The organism is Snodgrassella communis, from assembly GCF_914768045.1.
Classification (GTDB): domain Bacteria; phylum Pseudomonadota; class Gammaproteobacteria; order Burkholderiales; family Neisseriaceae; genus Snodgrassella; species Snodgrassella communis.
This window is the reverse complement of record NZ_CAJZCD010000007.1, coordinates 49,965-72,598: the sequence shown is the minus strand read 5'-3', so window position 1 is coordinate 72,598 and position 22,634 is coordinate 49,965. Positions and strand designations below refer to the sequence as shown.

The 22,634-nt window shown below is 43.1% G+C and carries 18 protein-coding genes and 1 riboswitch; of the genes, 15 read left to right on the top strand and 3 right to left on the bottom strand.

Going from position 1 to position 22,634, the window contains the following annotated elements:
* Positions 1-10: 10 nt before the first annotated feature.
* The 5 genes from MJ761_RS08120 (at position 11) to MJ761_RS08100 (ending at position 5,733) form a co-directional block, all read left to right on the top strand.
* Positions 11-3,211 (top strand): efflux RND transporter permease subunit, encoded by a 3,201-nt coding sequence (locus MJ761_RS08120; protein WP_093092597.1) that lies wholly within the window; start codon positions 11-13, stop codon positions 3,209-3,211.
* On the top strand, positions 3,208-4,710 hold the full coding sequence (locus tag MJ761_RS08115; RefSeq protein ID WP_093092599.1) for an efflux transporter outer membrane subunit: 1,503 nt from the start codon (positions 3,208-3,210) through the stop codon (positions 4,708-4,710). The genes MJ761_RS08120 and MJ761_RS08115 overlap by 4 nt, the downstream gene beginning before the upstream one ends.
* A 264-nt stretch (positions 4,711-4,974) precedes the next feature.
* On the top strand, positions 4,975-5,208 hold the full coding sequence (rpmB, locus tag MJ761_RS08110) for a 50S ribosomal protein L28 (protein ID WP_037406798.1): 234 nt from the start codon (positions 4,975-4,977) through the stop codon (positions 5,206-5,208).
* Between the two features lie 26 nt (positions 5,209-5,234).
* On the top strand, positions 5,235-5,390 hold the full coding sequence (gene rpmG, locus MJ761_RS08105; protein WP_037406801.1) for a 50S ribosomal protein L33: 156 nt from the start codon (positions 5,235-5,237) through the stop codon (positions 5,388-5,390).
* Between the two features lie 115 nt (positions 5,391-5,505).
* A complete protein-coding gene (locus MJ761_RS08100) occupies positions 5,506-5,733 on the top strand; it encodes a SlyX family protein (RefSeq protein WP_093092601.1) in 228 nt (75 codons plus the stop codon).
* A gap of 323 nt (positions 5,734-6,056) precedes the next feature.
* On the opposite strand, the gene tenA is transcribed toward MJ761_RS08100, so the two are convergent.
* A complete protein-coding gene (gene tenA, locus MJ761_RS08095; protein WP_093092603.1) occupies positions 6,057-6,719 on the bottom strand; it encodes a thiaminase II in 663 nt (220 codons plus the stop codon).
* Positions 6,720-6,778: 59 nt separating this feature from the next.
* Positions 6,779-6,868: riboswitch (TPP riboswitch) on the bottom strand.
* A gap of 411 nt (positions 6,869-7,279) precedes the next feature.
* Between tenA and MJ761_RS08090 the strand changes: the two genes are divergently transcribed.
* Positions 7,280-8,335 carry an ATP-binding protein gene (locus tag MJ761_RS08090; protein ID WP_037406806.1) on the top strand — a complete coding sequence of 352 codons (1,056 nt, stop codon included), beginning with the start codon at positions 7,280-7,282 and terminating at the stop codon, positions 8,333-8,335.
* On the top strand, positions 8,335-10,563 hold the full coding sequence (locus tag MJ761_RS08085) for a S8 family peptidase (RefSeq protein ID WP_093092605.1): 2,229 nt from the start codon (positions 8,335-8,337) through the stop codon (positions 10,561-10,563). The genes MJ761_RS08090 and MJ761_RS08085 overlap by 1 nt, the downstream gene beginning before the upstream one ends.
* 352 nt (positions 10,564-10,915) lie before the next feature.
* Here the strand turns inward: MJ761_RS08085 and MJ761_RS08080 are convergent, their stop codons facing one another.
* Together MJ761_RS08080 and MJ761_RS08075 are read right to left on the bottom strand one after the other, a co-directional pair.
* Positions 10,916-12,859 carry a M48 family metalloprotease gene (locus MJ761_RS08080; protein WP_141683432.1) on the bottom strand — a complete coding sequence of 648 codons (1,944 nt, stop codon included), beginning with the start codon at positions 12,857-12,859 and terminating at the stop codon, positions 10,916-10,918.
* Positions 12,860-13,013: 154 nt separating this feature from the next.
* Complete coding sequence (locus MJ761_RS08075; RefSeq protein WP_093092609.1) at positions 13,014-13,241, bottom strand: hypothetical protein; 228 nt, start codon at positions 13,239-13,241, stop codon at positions 13,014-13,016.
* A 532-nt stretch (positions 13,242-13,773) separates the two neighbouring features.
* Between MJ761_RS08075 and MJ761_RS08070 the strand changes: the two genes are divergently transcribed.
* The 8 genes from MJ761_RS08070 (at position 13,774) to MJ761_RS08035 (ending at position 22,418) form a co-directional block, all read left to right on the top strand.
* Positions 13,774-15,975, top strand: coding sequence for a TonB-dependent receptor domain-containing protein (locus MJ761_RS08070; RefSeq protein WP_093092611.1), 2,202 nt, complete (start codon positions 13,774-13,776; stop codon positions 15,973-15,975).
* A gap of 41 nt (positions 15,976-16,016) precedes the next feature.
* Positions 16,017-17,057: a ChuX/HutX family heme-like substrate-binding protein gene (locus tag MJ761_RS08065; RefSeq protein ID WP_093092612.1), complete on the top strand. Its 1,041-nt coding sequence runs from the start codon at positions 16,017-16,019 to the stop codon at positions 17,055-17,057.
* A 101-nt stretch (positions 17,058-17,158) separates the two neighbouring features.
* Positions 17,159-17,947 (top strand): heme/hemin ABC transporter substrate-binding protein, encoded by a 789-nt coding sequence (locus tag MJ761_RS08060; protein ID WP_093092614.1) that lies wholly within the window; start codon positions 17,159-17,161, stop codon positions 17,945-17,947.
* 23 nt (positions 17,948-17,970) lie between these two features.
* Positions 17,971-18,951: a FecCD family ABC transporter permease gene (locus tag MJ761_RS08055; protein WP_093092703.1), complete on the top strand. Its 981-nt coding sequence runs from the start codon at positions 17,971-17,973 to the stop codon at positions 18,949-18,951.
* Positions 18,952-18,960: 9 nt separating this feature from the next.
* Complete coding sequence (locus tag MJ761_RS08050) at positions 18,961-19,731, top strand: ABC transporter ATP-binding protein (protein ID WP_093092616.1); 771 nt, start codon at positions 18,961-18,963, stop codon at positions 19,729-19,731.
* A 411-nt stretch (positions 19,732-20,142) separates the two neighbouring features.
* On the top strand, positions 20,143-20,934 hold the full coding sequence (locus MJ761_RS08045) for an amino acid ABC transporter substrate-binding protein (RefSeq protein WP_218060217.1): 792 nt from the start codon (positions 20,143-20,145) through the stop codon (positions 20,932-20,934).
* 79 nt (positions 20,935-21,013) lie between these two features.
* A complete protein-coding gene (locus tag MJ761_RS08040; RefSeq protein WP_037406818.1) occupies positions 21,014-21,658 on the top strand; it encodes an amino acid ABC transporter permease in 645 nt (214 codons plus the stop codon).
* On the top strand, positions 21,639-22,418 hold the full coding sequence (locus MJ761_RS08035; protein WP_476749651.1) for an amino acid ABC transporter ATP-binding protein: 780 nt from the start codon (positions 21,639-21,641) through the stop codon (positions 22,416-22,418). The genes MJ761_RS08040 and MJ761_RS08035 overlap by 20 nt, the downstream gene beginning before the upstream one ends.
* Positions 22,419-22,634: the final 216 nt, after the last annotated feature.

Sequence of the window (22,634 nt, the reverse complement as noted above, 5' to 3'; positions counted from 1 at the left end):
AATATGTAATATGTCACGATTTTTTATTAACCGACCGATTTTTGCATGGGTGGTGGCACTGTTCATCATCATTGCCGGTATAGTGTGTATTACCAAGCTACCTGTTGCCCAGTATCCGACTGTAGCACCTCCTTCCATTACCCTGACCATTGCCTATCCGGGTGCCGATGCCCAGACTATTGAAGATACTGTATTGTCGCGTATTGAACGTGAGATGAATGGTCTGGAAAATCTGGATTATATGGAGGCCAAATCACTGTCCAATGGTACAGGTACATTAACCTTAACTTTCTATCCGGGTACCGATGACGATATCGCCCAGATGAATGTGCAGAATGCCTTGTCTCGGGCAGAGCCGCGTTTGCCTGCCATGGTGAAACAGACTGGTGTACAGATTGCCAAATCACGCAGTAACTTCCTGATGGTAACCATGTATACCAGTGATAATCCCAACCTGACACCGGCAGACATGGCTGACTACGTGGCACGTAACATTCAGCCGGAATTACAGCGTATTGATGGTGTGGGTAACGTAATGGTGTTCGGTTCCGAACGTGCCATACGTATCTGGCTGGATTCAGACAAATTACGCAGCGTGAATCTGACACCGGGCGCTGTTAATGCTGCGGTGGCGGCACAGAACCAGCAGATTTCTGCCGGTAGTCTGGGCGCCTTGCCATCTCCTGACAATATTCAGACCACAGCGACCATCGTCGTTCCCGGCCAGCTAAAAACAGTTGAACAGTTTGAAAATATTATTGTCAAAGCCAATACCGATGGTTCGCTGGTACGCCTGAAAGACGTTGCCCGGGTAGAGCTGGGTAAACAGGATTACTCTACTGGTGCGCGTCTGAATGGTAAAGACGTGGTAGGTGCCGGTATTCAGCTAACCTCCAAAGGTAATGCACTGGCAACAGCCAATGCCGTTAAGGCCAAACTGGCTGATTTGCAGAAATATTTCCCGGCTGGCATGAGCTGGTCTGCTCCGTATGACAGCTCTACTTTTGTAAGTATTTCCATTGAAAAAGTGGTACATACACTGGTAGAAGCCATCGTACTGGTATTCTTGGTAATGCTGCTGTTCCTGCAAAATATCCGCTATACCCTGATTCCGACCATTGTGGTACCGATTGCCTTGCTGGGTGCCTTTTCCATCATGTATGTTGCCGGCTTGTCAATTAACGTACTGACCATGTTTGCTATGGTGCTGGTAATCGGTATTGTGGTCGATGATGCCATCGTGGTGGTGGAAAACGTTGAGCGTATTATGGCGGAAGAGCATTTACCGCCCAAACCGGCTACCGAAAAAGCCATGGGACAGATTTCCGGCGCCGTGGTAGGTATTACCGTGGTACTGATTACTGTGTTTATCCCGATGGCGTTTTTCTCTGGTTCTACCGGTAATATTTACCGCCAGTTCTCCATCGTTATGTCTGTGGCCATCTTCTTCTCTGCTTTTCTGGCACTGTCTTTAACACCGGCTCTGTGTGCTACTTTGCTCAAGCCGATTGCCGAACACGAGGCTGAGAAAAAAGGTTTCTATGGCTGGTTTAACCGCAAATTTAACAGTGGCACCAAAAAATACGAATCCAAAGTAGCATACATGCTGCATCGCAGTGTGCGCATGTTTATCATTTACGCCATTCTTACCGGCTGTGCACTGTTTGTGATGGGGCGCCTGCCGACTTCATTCCTGCCGGAAGAAGATCAGGGTTACTCTATCGGATTGATTCAGTTACCACCGGGCGCTACCCAGCATCGTACACTGGATACCTTCAAGAAAATGGAAGACTTCACGCTCCATCAGCCTGAAGTGAAAAATATGGTATCAATATTGGGCTTCAGTATGACTGGTCAGGGGCAGAACGTAGGTTTGAGCTTTCTGGTACTGAAAGACTGGTCTGAGCGTGACGGCGCAGAACACAGTGCCAACTCACTGGCCAAACGCATTACCGGTGCCATGATGGGTTCAGTTCGTGATGGTTATATCTTTGCACTGGTGCCACCATCCATCCCTGAACTCGGTACCAGTACCGGTTTCAGCTTCCGCCTACAGGATCGTGGTGGTAAAGGCCATGAAGCATTACTGGCAGCACGTAACCAGCTACTGGGCATGGCGCGTGAAAGCAAAGTGCTGACACAGGTACGTCCGGATGGCATGGAAGACGAACCTCAATTACAGATTGATATCGACCGTGATGCAGCTAATGCACAAGGTGTTTCATTTGGTGATATCACCACCGTACTGAGTACCGCACTGGGTTCCAATTACGTAAATGACTTCCCGAATAAAGGGCGTATGCAGCGCGTGATTGTACAGGCCGATGTAGCCTCTCGCATGACACCGGAAGACCTGAGCAAACTCACTGTTAACAATGCACAGGGACAACCCGTTCCCTTGTCTGGCATCATGAAAACCCACTGGATCACCGGTCCGGCGCAAACAGTCCGCTATAACGGCTATACCGCCATGTCTATTACCGGTAATGCAGCTCCGGGCTACAGTACTGGTGATGCCATGGCCGAAATGGAAAAAATGGCCAGCAAACTGCCTGATGGTTTTGGTTACGAATGGACAGGTCTGTCCAAAGAGGAAAAAGACGCCGGTAACCAGTCTACCGTCCTCTATATGTTCTCCCTGCTGGCGGTATTCCTCTGTCTGGCCGCACTGTACGAAAGCTGGACAATCCCACTGTCTGTTATGCTGGTGGTACCACTTGGTCTGCTTGGCGTAGTATTGGGCACATGGCTGCGTGGCATGGAAAACGACGTCTATTTTCAGGTGGGGCTGATTACCGTGATTGGTTTGAGTGCTAAAAACGCCATTCTGATTGTGGAATTTGCCAAAGAGTTGCAAGAGCAGGGCAAATCCCCGCTGGAAGCAGCACTGGCTGCTGCACACCTGCGTTTCCGCCCGATTCTGATGACCTCTATCGCCTTCATTATGGGTGTAGTACCGTTGTATTTTGCCAGTGGCGCTTCTTCTGCCAGTCAGCGTGCAATTGGTACCAGCGTATTGTGGGGGATGTTAGTAGGTACCTGTCTGGCCGTATTCTTTGTGCCCGTGTTCTACTCAACTGTACGTAGCCTGTTCAGCAGACAAAAGAACGATAAAGGTGGCCATACGCCTGATAACAGCAAAAACCTGCCCATTACCGTAAACAGTGATGGCAGCGCGACCGTACAGACAGACAAAGAGGATAAAGCATGAAACACCTAGTAAAACCTACCCTGCTGGCTGTATTAACAGCCGGGGTAATGTCTGCCTGCTCAATGGCACCGCGCTATCACCAGCCACAAGTAGAAATGGCAGAAACTTTTCCCCGTGCAGCTGCCAACAACCAGCTGGCTGGTGCTGTAGCGGCGGCCAATCTGGGCTGGCAGGATTATTTTGCTGATGAACGCCTGAAACAGATTATCAGTCTGGCATTGACCAATAACCGTGATTTGCGTGTGGCTGCCTTAAACGTAGAAGCTGTACGTGCCCAATACGTTATCCAGCGCGCCGATCGCCTGCCTGCGCTGGCTGCTACCGGCAATGGCGGCCGTTCCCGTGTTGCGCGGGATTTGAGTGCCATGCGTGACGCTACCGGCCAGCAAACCAGCTATATTGCTGAATCGTATAACGTTGGTTTGGGTGTTACCGCATTCGAGCTGGACTTGTTCGGACGGGTGAAAAGCCTGTCTGATGCAGCTCTGAATCAGTATTTCCAGCAGAAACAGGTACGCGATTCCACCCAAATCAGCCTGATAGCCAGCGTGGCCAAAGCCTACTTTAATGAACGCATCGCTCAGGCACAAATGGACTTATCCAATCGTGTCTTGATATCTCGTCAAGAAAGCAAACGCCTGACCGATCTGCAATTCAAATCGGGCGTGATTTCACAGGTAGAAGTCGATGTAGCCGAAGCGCAAATTGAAGCTGCGCGCGCAGATTATGCAGCCGCCAAACAGGCACGTGATCAGGCGCATAATGCCTTAACCCTGCTGGTAGGCAAACCATTACCAGATGACCTGCCCGCAGTAGCACCATTAAGCCGCCAGTTTGTTAATGCCGAACTGCCGGTAGGCTTGCCGTCTACCATTCTGTATCAGCGGCCGGATGTACGTGCAGCTGAATTTGCGCTTAAATCAGCCAATGCCAATATTGGTGCAGCACGGGCTGCATTTTTCCCGCGCATCAGCCTGATTGGTGGCATTGGTTCTGGCAGCAATGATATTGGCCATCTGTTCAATGGCCCAAATCGTACATGGAGCTTCACACCACAGATTACCTTGCCGATTTTCACTTGGGGGCAAAACAAAGGCAATCTGGATTTAGCTACTGCACGTAAAAACATCGCCGTGGCACAGTATGAGCAAACAGTACAGGCTGCTTTCCGTGATGTGGCTGATGCATTGGTAGCACGTGATTCGCTGCAAAAGCAGTATGAAGCGAAACTACGTGGCGAGCAGGCACAAACCAACCGTTACAGGCTCACCCAGCTGCGTTATAAACATGGCATTGCCAGCTCACTGGAACAGCTAGACGCCGAGCGCGACAGCTACGCAGCCCAGCAGGCATTGCTCCGCACCCAGCAAACCCTGCTGGAAAACCGTGCTGATATCTATAAAGCACTGGGCGGTGGTCTCAACCAGCAAACTGTAGTACCAGCTGCAAACACCACCGTAACCACAACAACTACCACCACAACGACAACGGTGCAGTAATTGTGACCTCAGTCAGGATGGCTGGCTGCATTGTTCCAGCTATCCTTTTAGCAGCGCGAGCAGTGGCTGAAAATATAGCACTGGCTACCATCTGAACGTATCAGTTAGCCGGTGCACAGACAAGGCTATAGCAGCCAATGCCTGATTTAACAGCAACATTTTTACCTGCTCGTGCTATACAAAATGATTTAACCCTTGAATAGATTCCGCTTTTCATGGTATAAATCGCGTTTTACAAAATTAATTAGAAGTTTGGAGTTAACCATGGCACGTGTATGTAAAGTGACCGGTAAGCGCCCGATGAGTGGCAACAACGTGTCACACGCCAACAACAAAACCAAACGCCGTTTCTTGCCTAACCTGCAATCACGTCGTTTCTGGGTTGAAAGTGAAAACCGTTGGGTTCGTCTGCGCGTTTCTAACGCCGCTCTGCGCACCATCGACAAATTAGGTATTGAAGTAGTATTGGCCGACCTGCGCGCTCGCGGTGAAGCTTAATCATATAGTGATTTAAGGATAGAGCAATGCGCGACAAAATCAAACTGGAATCATCTGCTGGTACAGGTCATTTCTATACCACTACTAAAAATAAACGTACCATGACTGGTAAATTCGAAATCAAAAAATTCGATCCAGTAGTGCGTAAGCATGTAATGTACAAAGAAACCAAACTGAAATAATTGTTTCATACTGGTTTGAAAAACCTGAGCAGTTTATTGCTCAGGTTTTTTTCATTAACGATAATAAAACACAAATCAGATTTACCGACTAAATGGCCGCACTATGGAAAACAACATGCATGAAGCACATATCGAATTACAGCACCGCATCGAAGAGCTGGAAATACAAAGCGCATTGCAGGAAGAAACCATCCAGAGCCTGAGTGATACCATAGCCCGGTTGCAACAAACCTTAGATTTACAACAGGCACAACTGCGCCTGCTTTACCAGCGCCTGCCAGACAGAGCAGATAGCGGTGGCGAATCATTTAATCCGGCAAGTGAAATTCCGCCACATTATTAAACTATTGAAACAGACAAATAGTAGCAGGTGCAAGTATCGATTGCCTTGCTTGATAAATATTGAAATCGCAATACGGAGTTAAAATTCAGGCTTAAAGCGAATAATTAAAAGTCTGCCAATGGCGCTTTCCAATCTGAAAATATCAGCAAGAACCAATACTCATCACCCACATTGAATGATCATTAAGATAATTTATAAGCAAAACGTCTGGCGTTAATTGAGCAAATATAAAGGCTAATTCAATTCCACAGAATTACTCCTGTTTTGCATTTATCTAGTGATTAACTGTGTCGGCATTCATGTTGACAGAAAAATCGATACTGCTAATAGCTTTTATCCAGACCCATTTGCCAGAAATCAGCCTCTAATCGTGTTGCTTTGGTAAAAATTTTTGCTAACTGCTCAAAGCGCTGCGAATCAATATTGGCCAAATGCTGATTAATCCAGTTAATCTCTGTTTGCATGGCTGCATGAAATTCATCACCTGTATACATCTCAATCCAACTCTGATAAGGATTGTTGTGCACCTGATACCATGATTGTTCTTGAATCCAACACGCAAGTACTCCATAGCCAATCAGGCAGGGCGCCAGTGCGATATGCAAATCCAGCAGATCACCCTGCTGTCCTGCATCAAGCATATAACGCGTATAAGCAATATTGGCCTTAGCTTCCGGCAAATTATCAAGCTCCTGTTTGCTTATGCCCCATTGCTTGCAGTACTGAATATGCAAATCCAGTTCAACTTCAACAATAGCTTTAAGACCAGCTAAAGCTTGCCGTATCTCAAAAATATCGTGGCTTTTATAAACCGCAAGCCCCCATGCACGCGAAAACTGAATCAAAAAAAGATAATCCTGTTTTAAATAATGCTGAAAGCAGGATTTATCTAACGTTCCCTTACCCACTTGTTGCACAAAATCATGTTGGATATAGCGATTCCAGTCATCCTGACAAAATTCAATAAGTGATTGGAATGATGGCATAAATAAACGCTCCTTTAATAAACAATATATTAAGGAGTAACAAAACAGACTTATCAGCACAAAAGCTTGTTTTATACTCCCTTCGTCGGTATTAACCGCATCAGGTTCAACGGGTGTAATCTCAGCCAGTGGCACCCCGGATAAATTAACCAGTAAAGGTTAAGAAATAGATGAGATAAAAGAGAAGAATATTATATACAACTATTTAAGCTTTTACTCAATCCAATCTATTCTTCACTGGTATCAGCTTGGAATATGTATTTTGTTTAAAGAATAATTATTCAGTTTTTCTGCGTTCATTGCAAATCTTGTTCAGTTTGTACTTTTATTAATATTAAGTATGAGTTCTGATGCTTGTTTTATTGATGAAGTGTAGATGGATGTCTAAGCTAATGAATTGTGAGAATCTGAATATTCAGCATACTTGCCAAATATCCAGATTGACAATTTGGTTGAGAAAAATCTAAAAATTTATAAAATTGTCCCATTTTATTAAAACTTGTCCCAAAAAATGCTATAATTGCTTTTAATGTTGGAAATGTAGTTAGGGTTAATATCTCATGAAAAAAGGAAATATTTTAAACTTGATTAAATATCATGTTGAGCGAAATGAGAATGCTTTCAGAAATGAAGCAATAGAGATTGCCCATCATTTTGACAGAATGGGCGATACTCAGTTGGCTGAATATATTATGGGGCAGATTGCGGCGGCTAATCTTTATGTGCCACAGGCAAGCGATTTTGAAAGTATTTATTTAAAAAATATTGATGTTAAGAATTTAGAATCATTAAATCTACCTGTAGAAGTGACCAATGATATTAAAGGGATAATTAATGCGGTAACGCATAATATTGGTATTAACCGATTTCTGTTTGAGGGAAGTCCGGGGACAGGCAAAACTGAAGCAGCTAAGCATGTAGCCAGATTGCTCGACCGTAGTTTATTTTATGTCAACTTTGATAATCTGGTTGATAGCAAGCTGGGGCAAACCAATAAAAATATTGTTACTGTATTTAGCGAAATCAATACTATACCCTATCCGGAAAAAACAGTGATTTTGTTTGATGAAATAGACGTGATTGCGCTGGATCGTATCAACAGTAACGATGTGCGCGAAATGGGACGGGTAACTTCAGCAATCTTGAGAGAATTTGACCGCTTGGCAGATTTGAATAATGAAATTGTTATTATCGCCACCACCAATTTATACAAAAATCTTGATAGAGCTCTATCAAGACGTTTTGATGCTGTAATTAATTTCAATCGTTATGGTAAAGAAGATTTGGTTGAAATCGCAGAATTGTATTTTTCTTCCTATGCCAAAAGCTTTAAAAATATCACTAAAGACACTCGGCTGGTAAGGAAAATATTAAATACCGCAACTCAGTTACCTAATCCTGGAGAATTAAAAAACATGATAAAAACATCTTTAGCCTTTAGTGATGTAGACAATAGCTTTGATTACTTGCGCAGGCTGTACAAAAATACCATGAATACTCAAGAAATAACGGATACGGTATTACACAGTCAGGGCTTTACTGTTAGAGAAATAGAAAAACTTACTGGTGAAGCGAAAAGTACGGTAGCAAGAAAATTAAAAGGGGAAAATAAATAATGGCAAATAATGTATTAGAGTTAAAGGGAAAAGCATTTGTTCAGGCTCCTCGGAAAAAAGGGTTATTTGACGTTCGCATGAACGGGAATAAGACTGTTTCTACAGAGCATTTAAGTTCGCTAAAATTAAAACTAGAGCAAATTGCTGAATACTGGCAGAATGAAACTAGACCATTTACTGGAATTTTAATAAGTGTACACTACAATAAAATTGCTGCAAAAAGTAATCGTATAACTGGCTTATTTAAAGGGAAAAATTCAAATTCTGCTGTTGTAGGTGCTAAGTTTAATCAGAACCAAACTAAACATATAATTACTTATTATCTGGATGCTGTCGATTTAACTAACAGTATTTCCTTACTACAAAATTCCATCAATGTTCTGAATGTTTATTTCAATGGCCAGATAGATAAAAAGAAACTTGATGATAAGGAAATAATGAATAATATTCCCTATAAGAAATTTAATCTAAGTAAGTTTGCATTTAAGCAAGTAATAGCTGATGCTTCATATATTGATGGCTTTAATGTAGAAGAAACAACAGAGCAAATAGTACAAGGTATTATAACCTTATATGATACCAAAACAGATACAGTAGAGCTGCTGGAGAAATATGGTATTAAGATTCTTTCCAGCCGGATTTTAGATAGATTGACTGTATATCTAGATGCCAATCAAACTAAAATTTTATCTTTAAAAGCTCCATATCTGATTTCCATGGCTGCTGTAGATTTATCTTGTTTGTCTCCTGAAGATTTTATTCAGCAAAGACAACAAGAGCAGATATTTATTCCTGCTCCTAATGCAGAACCAACCATTGGCGTAATCGATACACTTTTTGACCAAAGTGTCTACTTCAATGAATGGGTTGAATATCATAATAAAGTAGATGCCAGTATCCCAAAAACAGCTAATGATTATAAACATGGCACAGCCATATCATCTATTATTGTTGATGGACCAAGATTAAATCCATGGCTGGAGGATGGTTGTGGTCGGTTTAGAGTTCGCCATTTTGGGGTGGCGACTGGTGCGTATTTCTCATCTTTTACAATTATCAAACAAATTAAAGAGATTATTGCCGCAAATACGGATATTAAGGTTTGGAATCTGTCATTGGGCAGTAATCAAGAGATTAATGATAATTTTATTTCTGCTGAAGCCGCAGTATTAGACCAGATCCAATATGATAATGATGTGATTTTTGTTATTGCCGGCACCAATAAGCCTAATGAAGAAGTTGAAAGAATAGGTTCTCCTGCCGATTCTATTAATAGTATGATAGTTAATTCTGTAACTAAAAATAATTTACCGCCTAAATATGGGAGGAAAGGGATTGTATTATCATTTTTTGCCAAACCTGATGTGAGCTATTATGGTGGTAGTGATGATGAATATATATGCGTGCACGAAGGTTCAGGAGAGACTAAGGTTGCAGGAACATCTTTTGCAGCACCGTGGATAGCGCGTAAGTTATCTTATCTAATTGATGTTTTAGGCCTTAATAGAGAATTAGCCAAGGCTATGATTATTGATGCAGCAAAAGAATGGAAGCAGCCAAATCCTCAAGAAATTGCTGAATTTGGCCATGGTATCGTGCCAATTCATATAAACGACATTATCACAACTAAAGAAGATGAAGTAAAATTTGTAGTAACAGATGTAAGTAAAAAATGGAATACATACAATTACGAATTTCCTGTTCCTTTAGTTCATAATAAATATCCTTTTTTTGCCAGAGCAACTATGTGCTATTTTCCGAAATGTAATAGAAATCAAGGTGTCGACTATACCAATACTGAATTAAATTTGCACTTTGGCCGAATTGATAATAAGGGCAAGATTAAAGATATTAAAGGTGATAAGCAGAATCTTGAAACAGATGAAGATTATTATTTATCAGAATCTGACGCTCGAAGTCAATTCCGAAAATGGGATAATGTTAAATATATATCAGAATCAATTAATAAAAAAAGATTAACTCCAAAATGCTCATATAAAAATACAAATTGGGGCATGGAAATTAAAACGACTAACAGGTTAGATCCTAAAGATGGAGAGGAGATTCGTTTTGGCGTAGTGGTTACGTTAAAAGAAATGAAAGGCCAAAATAGAATTGATGAATTTATCAGAAATTGTCATTTACAAGGCTGGATTGTTAATAAACTTGATGTTAACACTCGCGTGGAAATCCATCAGATTATGAATGAGGATATTAAATGGGATTAGTTGCTAGTGTTTAATCGGCCTTATACTGAATTTTGTGTATTTTGCTGCTACAACAGGTGACAGTTAATTCTGTCACCAACTGCTGTGTTAAATCGACTGATTGCATTTTCCAGTTCCGAATCGGCATTGTCTATTTTTTAATGCTGGTTGTAGCACCAAATCAGTTATTTCTAACTAATTGCCTAAAAAGTTGTGCAAATTAGTGTAGCCATTTCAGCTTCTTTATGGTTAATTCAATATTTAACTGCATGATTAAAGCTGTAAATTTTTAATTTTAAAAATATATTCACAAGAACGATTTGTTTCAATACGCTATCAAAATCTTCTGCTAGCTGCTGTTGCGATGTATTGATTATTCTTTGTTCTGTGTAAATAGTTGCAGTTCTACTCGGGCTGTAGCTGTTATTATATAGTTTGATATTAAAGGGGCGCAGTCTGGTAAGTTTATTTTGCCTTTGATTTCATAGGCAGTTATCTGGATATGATTATTTTGTCTGTTATATTTTATTTTTGCTCCACCGGTTTTAAATTTGCCCGGGTTAAATGCAGGACTGAGATAAATGTTTAGTTTTTTATACATAATTTCATTTATCTGATAATGGATTATCTGCTCCCAAGGGATGGCTTTTTCGAAGCAGGGGAGGACTAATCCTTGCGGTGTGATGGTAAGCAGTGGCGAACCAATACATTGATACATTTTGTAGCATCTGCGTAAACAGAAAATACTGATTATTGAAAGGATAATGACGGTTATTAGCCATTCAGAATCGTGTTTTTCATCAGCTATTAAAAAGGCGTATGTTATTAAGATAAACAGGCTTGCCAGTAAGGAACGCAGCAATAATCTGATAATCCCGCCTTGTTTTATGGTAATGGTTTGCTGATGATTATTGATGTGTTTTTTAAGATAGTTGATATTGGTTTCAGCTATTTTCCGTATATTTTTTTGGTAATTTGCTTGCAGGGCGTTTACTTCATGACTGAACAGCTCTGTTAGCAGTGTGGTTGGGCTGATGCTGATAAGCAAACCACACAGGCGATTTAATTCGCGATATTTAATGGCAGATAGCCGTTGAGCTAAAGTCGGGTGGGTGTCGTAAACAGAAGGTTGTTTTTTTAGCAGTTTGCTAAGCGAAGGTATTTCTGATTGTGCTACATAGTGGGTAACATAATCTAAAGGCAGATGGGTTGTATGTGCGTTATGGTAATAATTATCCAGTGCCTGATTGATGGGCACTTGCAGAAGGTGTATTTTACTTAATGCTAAGGCAAGGTACTCTTTGGGGATGATTTTTAAAGCATTTGAATCTGCTCTATATTCTCTGGAACAATTCCATTGCCGTATTGCTCGGTTGAATGAGCAGTAATATTGTTTGGATAACAGATATGCGGGATAGAATAAACGGGATCGGGAAAAAGAAGTAATGGTTTCGGTTAATCTGTCAATCTGACGATAAAAGTTTTTAGGCAGGCTCGGGTCATTGCTGGCAATATGGCTCAATTCATGTGCTATTATGCTGCTTAACTCGGCTAAGGTTAAATAATTGATATAAGTACTATCAAGATATAAGGTATTTCCAGTCAATATGGTTTGGCGCGGATACAGATAAATTGTTTGATTACTTATTTTAAAGCCATGTCCTATGCAAAATACTATATTGTCTGGCATAACGTTTAATTCAAGCTTCTGAACGATTTTCTCAATCAGTTTGTATAGTTTGGGATTGGTTTCTGATGTGATAAGTACGCCGTTTACGCTGGTTTCTGCGGTAATATTCTTTTTGTTATAAATTTCCCAAATGGAGCGACATAATCCTGCCACGGCAATCAGGCCAATGGCTAATTTAGTCAGTATTAAACCATCGGTGAGTATAAAAAGACTGGATGAAAAAGACAGAAAAAGGCTGATGGGCAATATCAGTAGAATAGCCCGCATAATGTATGAAGCACTGGTAAAATTAGTGTGCAATTGTTTTCCAGATTTGCCAGCTTTTCGACCTAAGCGTTGAATGAGGAGTAAAGCAATCACACCGGTAAAGATACACATGCCACCGCTAAATATGCCGCCTATGGCGAGTGGTTTGGCATACGTCAGTGTGAAGTTATGCTGTTTAATCTTGTTTGTGATTTCACAACGCTGGCTGTAATTATTAGGGGTTTCAGGCTGTTGTAGCAATGCCTGCTGTTGCAATGCCTGCTGTTGCAATGAAAGCTGAATGATTTCCTGATTGATGCTCTCAAGCTGTTGTGGCGAGGGGTAAAGGTGAAAGCTTAGGCGAATGCTGAGAAGTGGCAATAAAATGATGAAAAAAAAAGATAGATTCGCTCTTTCAGCGAGAATGTATGTGCTGCGGTGTTTTTATTCAAGATAATCACCTCTTTACTTTTTTCTGCACTACTGTGGCAATCGGGATTGTTAGCCAGCCACTAAATTCAGAATCGATTATTTACTAAATTAAATCTATTTTAATTATTTTGCAGTATAAAAACAATTGAATTGCGCCTGTTATGTTCTTCGTATTTGATTTATTTGCTTGGTTTGTATTGGTCTTATTATCCGGTTTTGCTGTTCCGTTAGGCAGGATAGCGGATAAGCCACCATCGTTTACCAGAAAATCAAAGGTCTGTGCTTTGGGTTTGGTAAGGGGTTTATGCTGGAAAGCACGGCCAAGCTGCATGGTTATCTGGGATATCAGGTGATTTTATTATAGCTGTTATGGTATTGGTATTTTGATGTTATTCATAGACGGCAATTTTTTGCTGAGCAGATATGAATTGGATATTAATGAGTAGTATTTATTCTGCTGTTGCTGCTATGAATAAGTTCAAGCTATAAGGTAATTATACAGAGTATGCATTTTTAGCTGTGAAGACGGTGTGGTGGTTTTTAAGTCTTTTCTATTTGATTTGAATAGGTAATATTTTCAGCGCTGGTTATGGCGTTGTATGTTATGAATGCGCTATTGACTTGCAAACTATGGTATTTGAAGCAAGATGTTTTGGCGCAATGATGAAATGATCTGTGTTTACTGTGTATCGATACTTGCTGGCTAGTGTATGAGACTGGTGTAATTGGTCTCAGGCCGGTGTTTAGATAATGGGATTTAATGATAATAAGAATAATTCCTATTACTACTTGTATAAGATAATGATTATTGTTTACAATGTGCTGTCTTTATATTAAATCTCGTCAAAAGGGGTTAATTTGTTATGCGTCGCTCACCCAATATTATTGCGCTGGCTATAGTTTGTATCGGCTTGCCGGCAATGGGATATGCTGAGGGTGTGGTTCATTTGCCAACAGTTTATGTTGAGGCAAAATCAGTCGCCCCCAGTGTTTTTAAAGGTACTAAGGTTAAGGCGGAGGCTATTCAGAAAAAAGGTGCAGTGGATTTGAAAACTGCATTAAGGGATATTCCGGGTGTGGAAGTGCTGGATACTCAGGGGACGCGACAGGGTAATGACAGTGTGAATATTCGTGGTCTGAGTGGTAATCGTGTGGCGATGAGTATTGATGGTATTGATTTGCCGGAGGCGAATGAAATGAAGCATACAGGACAGTATGCTATTTTTGGGCGTGGTAATTTTATGGATGTTTCTGCACTCAGTAGTGTGGATATCAGTAAGAATGCCCGTGGCTTTGGTTTGGGTGGCGTGGTGGCTATGCAAACGCTGTCTGCGGATGAAATTTTGCAGGGAGAAAATCAGGGCGGCTATGTTGATACTCAATACAATAGTGTGGATAGATCTACAGCGATAACTGGTGCGGCCGCTTTGAAAAATGGTTACTGGCGCGGTATGGTGCTGGGTACTTATCGTAAGGGTAATGAGTCAGATAATCGTGGTGATGTTGGTGGCAAAGGGGCATTGCGAACCAAGGCAGATCCTGTTGACCACAATGGTCGCTATTTTCTGACTAAGCATGAGTTTGATATTAATGATAAAAATGCTATTAATTTTACGGCTGAATATCTGAGCCGTAATCAGTGGACTGATTCGCTGTCACAGGTTAATCGGTCTTATACGGATATTGGTGGCGCAGATGATAATAAGAAAACGCGGTTTTCGCTGGGGCATGATTTTTATAGTGGTGAAGGGTTAATTTATGAGGGTAAAACGCAGCTTTACTGGCAGCAAACCAAAACTGATTCGGTAACTCACCGCCAGTATGTCCGCGGGTGTAGCAGTATGATTCCGGGGGTAAGAAATCGCTGTGCTTTTGAATTTGGCAATCGGGATAAGGTATGGGGGTTGACTACTGACTGGCGCGCTCATTTTGATGGTGGTGGTTTGAATCAGGACTGGCGTTATGGGTTAAGTTTTGCTCGTCATGAATTAAGCAGTGACTGGCAGGGATATTATGCCAGATCAAAACCGAATGCAGATAATAAGACTATTCGCACCAGTATGTATGTTGATGGTGATTTGCAGTGGGGGAATCTGGTGGTAAGCCCGGGTGTGTCGGCGCATTACTATAATATGAAACCTGATGATGGTGGTTTTTTTACTGGAACTGATAATAGTATCGGGGATTTGCGTAAGAAGCATCAAGGTGCAATTACGCCGCGCTTGGGTATTTCCTATCAGATAAGTCCTTTGCTGGTGCCCTATTTCCAGTATGCACGTGGCTTTAATGCACCATCTTCACAGCAACTGGCCTCTTCTTGGAATCCGGGTAATTACAGTTCTTGGGGTAATCCGAATTTGAAGGCAGAAACGGCTAATAATTTTGAACTGGGTATACGTGGCAAAAATAATATATTCGAATATGGTATAGCCGGATTCGATAATCATTATAAGAATTTCATTGATTATGTGAATATTGCTGATCAGGTGTCATTGCCGGCGGTGTGGAGCCGCTATCAAACGCTGGTATTGCAGGCGCAGAATTTCAGTAAAGCGCATATCTATGGCGGTGAGGCCTATACGCGCTGGAATTTTGCCCAAGACTGGAAAGCAAGTGGGTCGATTGCCTATTCGCGTGGTTCGATTCGTCAGAATGGTGTTGATCAGCCATTGAATTCTGTTATGCCGGTTAAGGTGAAGTTGGGTTTGGCTTATGAGGGTGATGTCTGGGGCGCGAATCTGGATTTTACTTATGTAGCGAAGAAGGATGACGGTGATTTGCAGAATACGGGATATTACAATCCATCAAGGAATTATGCTTTAGTTGATTTTGGGGGCTACTGGAAGCCGACTAAGCATTTGAGCTTTCGCGCCGGTGTTAATAATGTATTCAATCAAAAATACTGGAACTGGGCGGATATCGCGTACATGATGCCGAATGTGAACAGTCAGGCGGGGACTTCCGGCCAGAGTGATGGTAATGCCACTAAGCTAAATAAATATAATGCTGATTTCTATTCAGCGCCGGGACGGACATTTAATGTTGGTTTACGCTACACGTTTTAAATCAATCTGCTACTAATAATAATTTTGTAAAGGAATAAAACATGAGTTTATGGCAACAATATCTGGATAAAAAAGCAGCGGTAGAAGGGGGAATGTATTTCCCGCGTCAGGCTGCGGCTGATCTGGGCGTGAGTGAGGGGGCATTAATGGCAGATGCGCCTGATTCGGTTTATCTGGGTAGCCGGATCCGCGAGCTGGTACTGAAGCTGGAAACGCTGGGTGAGGTGTTGAGTGTGGTGCGCAATGATGCAGCGGTGCATGAGAAAATCGGTGTTTATGAGCATGTTACGCTGACTGCGCGTACGGGGCTGGCTCTGAATGTAGGTGGGTTGGATTTACGTTTTTTTCTGCATAACTGGCATCATGCGCTGGCCATAACGCTGGTAATGGGCGATAAGACTATGCGTTCAATTCAGTTTTTTGATGAATATGGTGTGAATATTGAAAAGGTGTTCATGCGTGATGATGCTAAACTGGGGGCATGGCAGGCTCTGATTGATGAGTTTGCAAGTACGGGTAAGCCGGAATTTTTACCGGCGCCAGAGGTTAGTGTTACGGTGCCGGAGCCATTGTCTCCAGAGCGTGAGCTGGCTTTTCAGGAGCGCTGGAATGAGCTGAAAGATGTACATCATTTTGGTGGTTTGCTGGAAACATTTAAGATTGACCGCCAGCAATCTTACCGTCATGCGCCTGCCGGTAGTACTAAACAGGTGGATCGCGGTGTATGGGAGCAGGTATTAGAACACGCACAGGCAAATAAGCTGGAAATTATGGTCTTTGTTGGTAACCGCGGGCTGGTGCAGATTCAGACTGGTAAGGTGCATAATGTGGTGCGTTCACATGGCTATCTGAATGTACTGGATGCGAAGGTGCCGGAAGAGGGTTTTGATTTGCACCTGCGCGATGGTGATATTGTGGAAACATGGGTCGTACGTCGCCCGATTAGTGAAGGCTATGTTACCTGTATTGAGGGTTTCGACAAGAATCGTCAGACTGTGGTGCAGATTTTTGGTCGTCGCGAGGAGGGCAATGATGAAATGCAATCATGGCACCAGTTTACGGATGACTTGTTAGCAGGCTAATTGACCAAGGGCAGATAGGTATTATTGCGATGATGTTAAGTAATCATAAGCTAAAGCAGGCCTGTCTGCTGCTGTATTGCTGGTAATTAAAAAGGTAAAGCATGAAAAGATTACTCTTGGCAGCGGCAATGTGCGCTGCTTTTCCGTTTGCATTTGCTGCCCGCATTGTTACATTGACGCCAGATGTGGCTGATGTTGTGGTGGAGCTGGGTGGTACTAAAGATGTAGTAGGCCGTGAGATGGCTTCTACCAATCCGGCCTTAAAGAATGTGCCCAGTATTGGTCTGTTTCACGGGCTAAGTGTGGAACCGGTTGCAGCCAGAAAACCGACTCTTGTTCTGGGATCGTGGATGGCTCAGCCAGCCAGTATTTATGCCAATTTGAACCGGGTGGGTATTATGGCCGTGAATGTTGCGCCGAAAGAGGATATTAATGGTTATGCTGCTGGTATTCGTAAGGTTGGTCAGCTTATTGGTAAAAGTAGTGAAGCCAATGCATTGGCCAGTCGCTGGCTAAGTCAGGTTAAGGAGATGCCGAAAACCGGTAAGCGTTATCTGATTAGTTATGATGGCCGTTATGTTTCCGGCCGTGGTACCGCAGCAGATGAGTTAATCAGACGTGCTGGTGGCATCAATGCAGCTGCTGCCATTGAGGGTATGAAGCCGATGTCACGTGAGGCTTGGTTGGCGGCAAAACCGGATATTATTCTGATTGCTGAGCGTAATCAAAAACTGGTTGGCGGTATGCAAGGCTTAGCCAAGCGACCGGAAATTGCTGCTTCACCGGCAGTGAAACAGAATAAAATCTATTTTATGCCATCAAATGATTTATTTCGTTACGGTCTGAATACGCCGCAGGTTATTTCTAAACTTTATAAGCTGGCACAATAATGATGACACAAGTGCAGCAAACGATGAGTATAGCTGATTCGACTGTGGTAAGACGTGCGTTCTGGCCTAAACTGGTTTGGGGCATTGCTGCTGTGTTATTTAGTCTGTTGTTGAGCTGGTTCTGTCTGGGGCTGGGCATGGGCGGATGGCAGTGGCCACAGTCGCTGGATGAAATTACGCTTGGTATCCGGCTGCCACGGATACTGGTGGCGCTTATTGTCGGTGCCGCACTGGCTGCTGCCGGTGCAGCATTGCAGGCGTTGTTTGATAATCCGCTGGCAGACCCGAGTCTGATTGGGACGTCTGGTGGTGCGGCATTGGGGGTGATTGCTGTTCTGGCTTTTGGCTGGGGGATGGTAACTGTACCTTTGGCCGCTTTTCTCGGTGCACTGCTGGTGTGTTTGCTGATTCTGACGGTACATCGTTTGTTTGGTGGGGGGACATTGGGGCTGCTGGTGATGGGTTTTGTAATCAGTGCCTTTTGTGGTGCGCTGGTGAGTCTGATTTTATTTATGTCGGATGATATGGTTTTGCGCAGTGCAACCAACTGGCTGGCTGGTAGTCTGGCTGAATCTGGTTTTACTGCGCCCTGGTATGCATTGGCTGTGATGTTGCTGGGGCTGGGTATACTGTTGGTGGTTGGACGGCGGCTGGATATTCTGATGCTGGGTGAAGAAACAGCCATCAGTATGGGGGTAGCGGTAGGCAGTACGCGGATGTGGACGGTTATCGGCGCAGCGCTATTAACAGGTGCTGCGGTGTCACTGGCGGGTATTATTGGTTTTCTGGGTATGATGGTGCCGAATGTGATTGCCCGTAGCTGGGGCGGCAGCCGACGCCGGATTATATTGTTATCTGCTTGGCTGGGAGCGGTATTTTTATTGCTGGTAGACAGTGTGGCACGCTGGTTGAGCTATCCGGTAGATTTGCCGGTAGGTATTGTGATTGCTTTACTTGGCGGGCCGTTTTTCCTGTGGCTGTTTTTGCAGCCGTTGCGGCGTTAGGAGCGGGGTATGGAGAGTTTGTTTATTGTTCGTAATGTGCAGGTGCAAGCACGTGGCCGCTGTATTTTATCCGTTCCACAGCTTGATTTGCCGGCCAGTCAGCATACCAGTATTATCGGGCCGAATGGTGCGGGTAAATCTACTTTATTGCGTGCGCTGCTGGGTTTGCATGGTACTGGTGTACAGTTACGCGGGGATTCTGTGGGCAGTAATTTGAAGCGTGGGCAGATTGCTTGGGTAGGGCAGCACGGACAATATAATTTACCGCTTACGGTGACTGAATATGTGCAGCTTGGCTGTTGCCCGCATAATAGCTGGTTTAAGAAAGCACAGGCACCGACCACAAAATTACAGCATCTGCTGGATGTTTTTGATTTGCGTCCATTGGCACAGCAACGTATTGGCCGTTTGTCTGGTGGTGAGCAGCAGCGTGCTAATGTGGTGCGTGCTCTGTTACAGAATGCACCGGTGTTATTGCTGGATGAGCCTTGCAATCATCTGGATATTCGCCATCAGCATCGCTTGATGCATTATTTGCGTGAGCACCATGCTGAATTCTCGGTTGTTATGGTGTTACATGATTTAACTATGGCTGCCAATCATGCCGATTTTATTGTATTGATGAATGAGGGGCAGATAGTTGCTTCTGGCACACCGCAGGATGTGATGCAGTCTGATTTACTCAGTGAGGTGTATCAGTGGCCAATCCGGCGTATAGAAGAGGATGGCAGGCTGTTTTTCCGTATGGATCATCACTCTGTGCATTCAGCAGTGGCTTAAGTTAATTTTGATGTGCATTGTTTGGGCTGAATATTTAATGGCTGGTGGAGAATGATGCAATTAATTTCAGTTTTAAAGGTATGAATCTATTTGAAAAATTAATAGGAATAAGGCTTTGATTCTGAAGTTGTTCTGTTTGTTATAGATAACTATTTCAGGCTGTGTATTATGGGTTTGCATATGGGATACTATTTACCAGCGGAAAGTTATTCGGCATGATTAGCCTGTTTTCTGGTTGATATAATTTGCTCATTGTATAAGTTAATTATGTCTTTAGTTGCTGGTGCTGTGTTTTGACTATTAGTATTTTGGCAGCAATTGAAGCTTTCAGTATTGGCAGGTGAAAGTGTAAAAAAATTCCGGTATAGTGTATGACACAATTATCTATTTACCTTGAATCAGGAATTTTATATGCAAAACGCCATGCGTAAATTTTTATTGAGCTCTGTGGCTGCGGTGGCGCTTGCTGCCTGTGGTGGTGAGTCTACTTCCGGTACAACGGGCTCCAGTGAAGGTAAGACGGTAGTCATGGGGCTGGATGACAGCTTTCCGCCCATGGGTTTTCGCAACGAAAAGAATGAATTGGTTGGGTTTGATATTGATATGGCGCGTGAAGCAGCCAAGCGCGCCGGTCTTGCTGTAGAACTTAAGCCTATTGACTGGAGCGCCAAGGAGTCTGAGCTTAACAGTAAGCGTGTGGATATGCTCTGGAATGGTTTGACTATTACGCCACAGCGGCAACAGCAGTTATTGTTATCTAAACCATATATGGATAATCATCAGATTATTGTTGTGCGTCCTGATAGTGGTATTAATACCAAAGCGCAATTGGCTGGGAAAGTCGTTGGTGTACAGGATGGCAGCAGTGCGGTGGATGCGGTAGAAGCTGAGCCAAATGTGGTGAAATCTTTTAAAGAACTGAAGAAATATTCTGATAATGTGACTGCTTTGATGGATGTGTCGGCCAAACGTGTGGATGCATTGGTGGTAGATGAGGTGGTTGGCCGTTATTATGTTTCGAAAAAACCGAATGAATATAAATTATTAGGTGATGATTTCGGTACTGAGCAGTATGCTGTGGCGTTCCGTAAGGATGATCAGGCTTTGGAGCAGAAAATTCAGGCTGCTCTGGATAGTATGAAAGCTGATGGTACATCTGCTAAAATTGCTACAAAATGGTTCGGTAAAGACATCGTCAAATAAATGCTGTTTTTACTCTGGAATCAACGCTGCCTGAATGTGAATTGTTTAGGCAGCGTTATTGTTGTTTTAAGGATTACACGTGAATTATGTGTTAAATATGCTGCCAGAATTATGGACGGGGGCAAAAATTACCCTCAGTCTGTTTGCCATTACCCTGCTGCTGTCTATTCCGTTGGGTCTGGTATTGGCACTCTTGCGTCTGTCTGGCATTAAAGCGCTGGATTACATTGTTAATTTTTACATCTGGGTGATGCGTGGCACGCCACTGATGTTGCAGATTTTCTTTATTTATTTTGCTTTGCCGGCAGTCAATATTCTGCTGCCTGCTTATACTACGGCGGTGGTGGCGTTTGTGCTCAATTATGCGGCCTATTTTGCTGAGATTTTCCGTGCCGGTATTCAGGGCGTAGGTAAGGGGCAATATGAGGCAGCAAAAACGCTGGGTATGAGCTATGGTCAAACTATGCGCCGCATTGTTCTGCCACAAATGTGGAAGAAAATCCTGCCTCCATTGAGCAATGAAACCATTACGTTGGTTAAGGATACTTCGCTGGTGTATGTACTGGCGTTGCAGGATGTGATGCGGGTAACTTATCAGCTGGTACAGCGTGAATTCAATCTGATGCCGTTTTCTGTGGCGGCTGCCTTCTACCTGATTATGACCCTGATTCTGACTTGGGGCTTCCAGAAAATGGAGAAACGCTATGCACGCTACGACGACTGATTTAATGATAGATGCCCGCGGTATTTACAAGGCCTTTGGTCAGGTGGAAGTGCTTAAAGGTGTGGATATTCAGGTGGCACGCTCGGAAGTGGTTGCCATCATCGGTTCTTCCGGCTCCGGTAAATCTACTTTGCTGCGCTGTCTGAATTATCTGGAAAAAGTAGATGCCGGCAGCATTGCGATTGAAAACGATTTTCTGGTGCAGAATAACAGCCATAATCGTGCCCATTATGCGCCTGAACAGACGATTAGGAATATCTGTGCGCGCATGGGTATGGTATTTCAGCAGTTTAATCTGTTTCCGCATATGACTGTGTTGCAGAATGTGATAGAAGCACCGATCACGGTGAAAAAAATGCAGCGTAATGAAATTGTGCCACTGGCGCAGGAGCTGCTGCGTAAAGTGGGCTTGGAAAACAAGCAGGATTGTTATCCATCGCAGCTATCCGGTGGACAGAAACAGCGTGTTGCCATCGCCCGGGCACTGGCTATGCAGCCACAGATTATGCTGTTTGATGAGCCTACTTCTGCATTAGATCCGGAATTGACTGGTGATGTATTAAAAACGATGCAGCAGTTGGCTGAAGACAAGATGACGATGGTGGTGGTAACCCATGAGATGGGCTTCGCGCGCGAAGTAGCCAACAAGGTGCTGTTTATGGATAAAGGTGTGATTGTTGAATCGGGTGAAGCGAGAAGCTTTTTTGCTAATCCGCAGCATGCACGGACACAGGCGTTTTTGAGCTCGATGTTGAAGTAAGCAGAAATTCCCTGTCTGATCTTAGTGTTTATATTGTAAATAATGATTAAGATCGGGTGTTTATTAAGATGTATATGATAATGCTTTTTGTTTTATGTTGATTATTTAAATTACATATATGGATAAGTGGTAAGTGATAGTAAATTGAAGTGTAAACAAATATCAGAACCGGTAGATTACTTGTTCCGATCACTGTGATATTAGATTAATCGGCAT

Coding starts and splice junctions, on each gene's coding strand:
- rpmB (WP_037406798.1), top strand. CDS start 4,975: ATGGCACGTGTATGTAAAGTGACCGGTAAGCGCCCGATGAGTGGCAAC.
- MJ761_RS08075 (WP_093092609.1), bottom strand. CDS start 13,241: ATGCAGCTTGGCCGTGCTTTCCAGCATAAACCCCTTACCAAACCCAAA.
- MJ761_RS08035 (WP_476749651.1), top strand. CDS start 21,639: ATGCACGCTACGACGACTGATTTAATGATAGATGCCCGCGGTATTTAC.
- MJ761_RS08085 (WP_093092605.1), top strand. CDS start 8,335: ATGGCAAATAATGTATTAGAGTTAAAGGGAAAAGCATTTGTTCAGGCT.
- MJ761_RS08055 (WP_093092703.1), top strand. CDS start 17,971: ATGAGTATAGCTGATTCGACTGTGGTAAGACGTGCGTTCTGGCCTAAA.
- tenA (WP_093092603.1), bottom strand. CDS start 6,719: ATGCCATCATTCCAATCACTTATTGAATTTTGTCAGGATGACTGGAAT.
- MJ761_RS08065 (WP_093092612.1), top strand. CDS start 16,017: ATGAGTTTATGGCAACAATATCTGGATAAAAAAGCAGCGGTAGAAGGG.
- rpmG (WP_037406801.1), top strand. CDS start 5,235: ATGCGCGACAAAATCAAACTGGAATCATCTGCTGGTACAGGTCATTTC.
- MJ761_RS08115 (WP_093092599.1), top strand. CDS start 3,208: ATGAAACACCTAGTAAAACCTACCCTGCTGGCTGTATTAACAGCCGGG.
- MJ761_RS08045 (WP_218060217.1), top strand. CDS start 20,143: ATGCAAAACGCCATGCGTAAATTTTTATTGAGCTCTGTGGCTGCGGTG.
- MJ761_RS08070 (WP_093092611.1), top strand. CDS start 13,774: ATGCGTCGCTCACCCAATATTATTGCGCTGGCTATAGTTTGTATCGGC.
- MJ761_RS08090 (WP_037406806.1), top strand. CDS start 7,280: ATGAAAAAAGGAAATATTTTAAACTTGATTAAATATCATGTTGAGCGA.
- MJ761_RS08060 (WP_093092614.1), top strand. CDS start 17,159: ATGAAAAGATTACTCTTGGCAGCGGCAATGTGCGCTGCTTTTCCGTTT.
- MJ761_RS08120 (WP_093092597.1), top strand. CDS start 11: ATGTCACGATTTTTTATTAACCGACCGATTTTTGCATGGGTGGTGGCA.
- MJ761_RS08050 (WP_093092616.1), top strand. CDS start 18,961: ATGGAGAGTTTGTTTATTGTTCGTAATGTGCAGGTGCAAGCACGTGGC.
- MJ761_RS08100 (WP_093092601.1), top strand. CDS start 5,506: ATGCATGAAGCACATATCGAATTACAGCACCGCATCGAAGAGCTGGAA.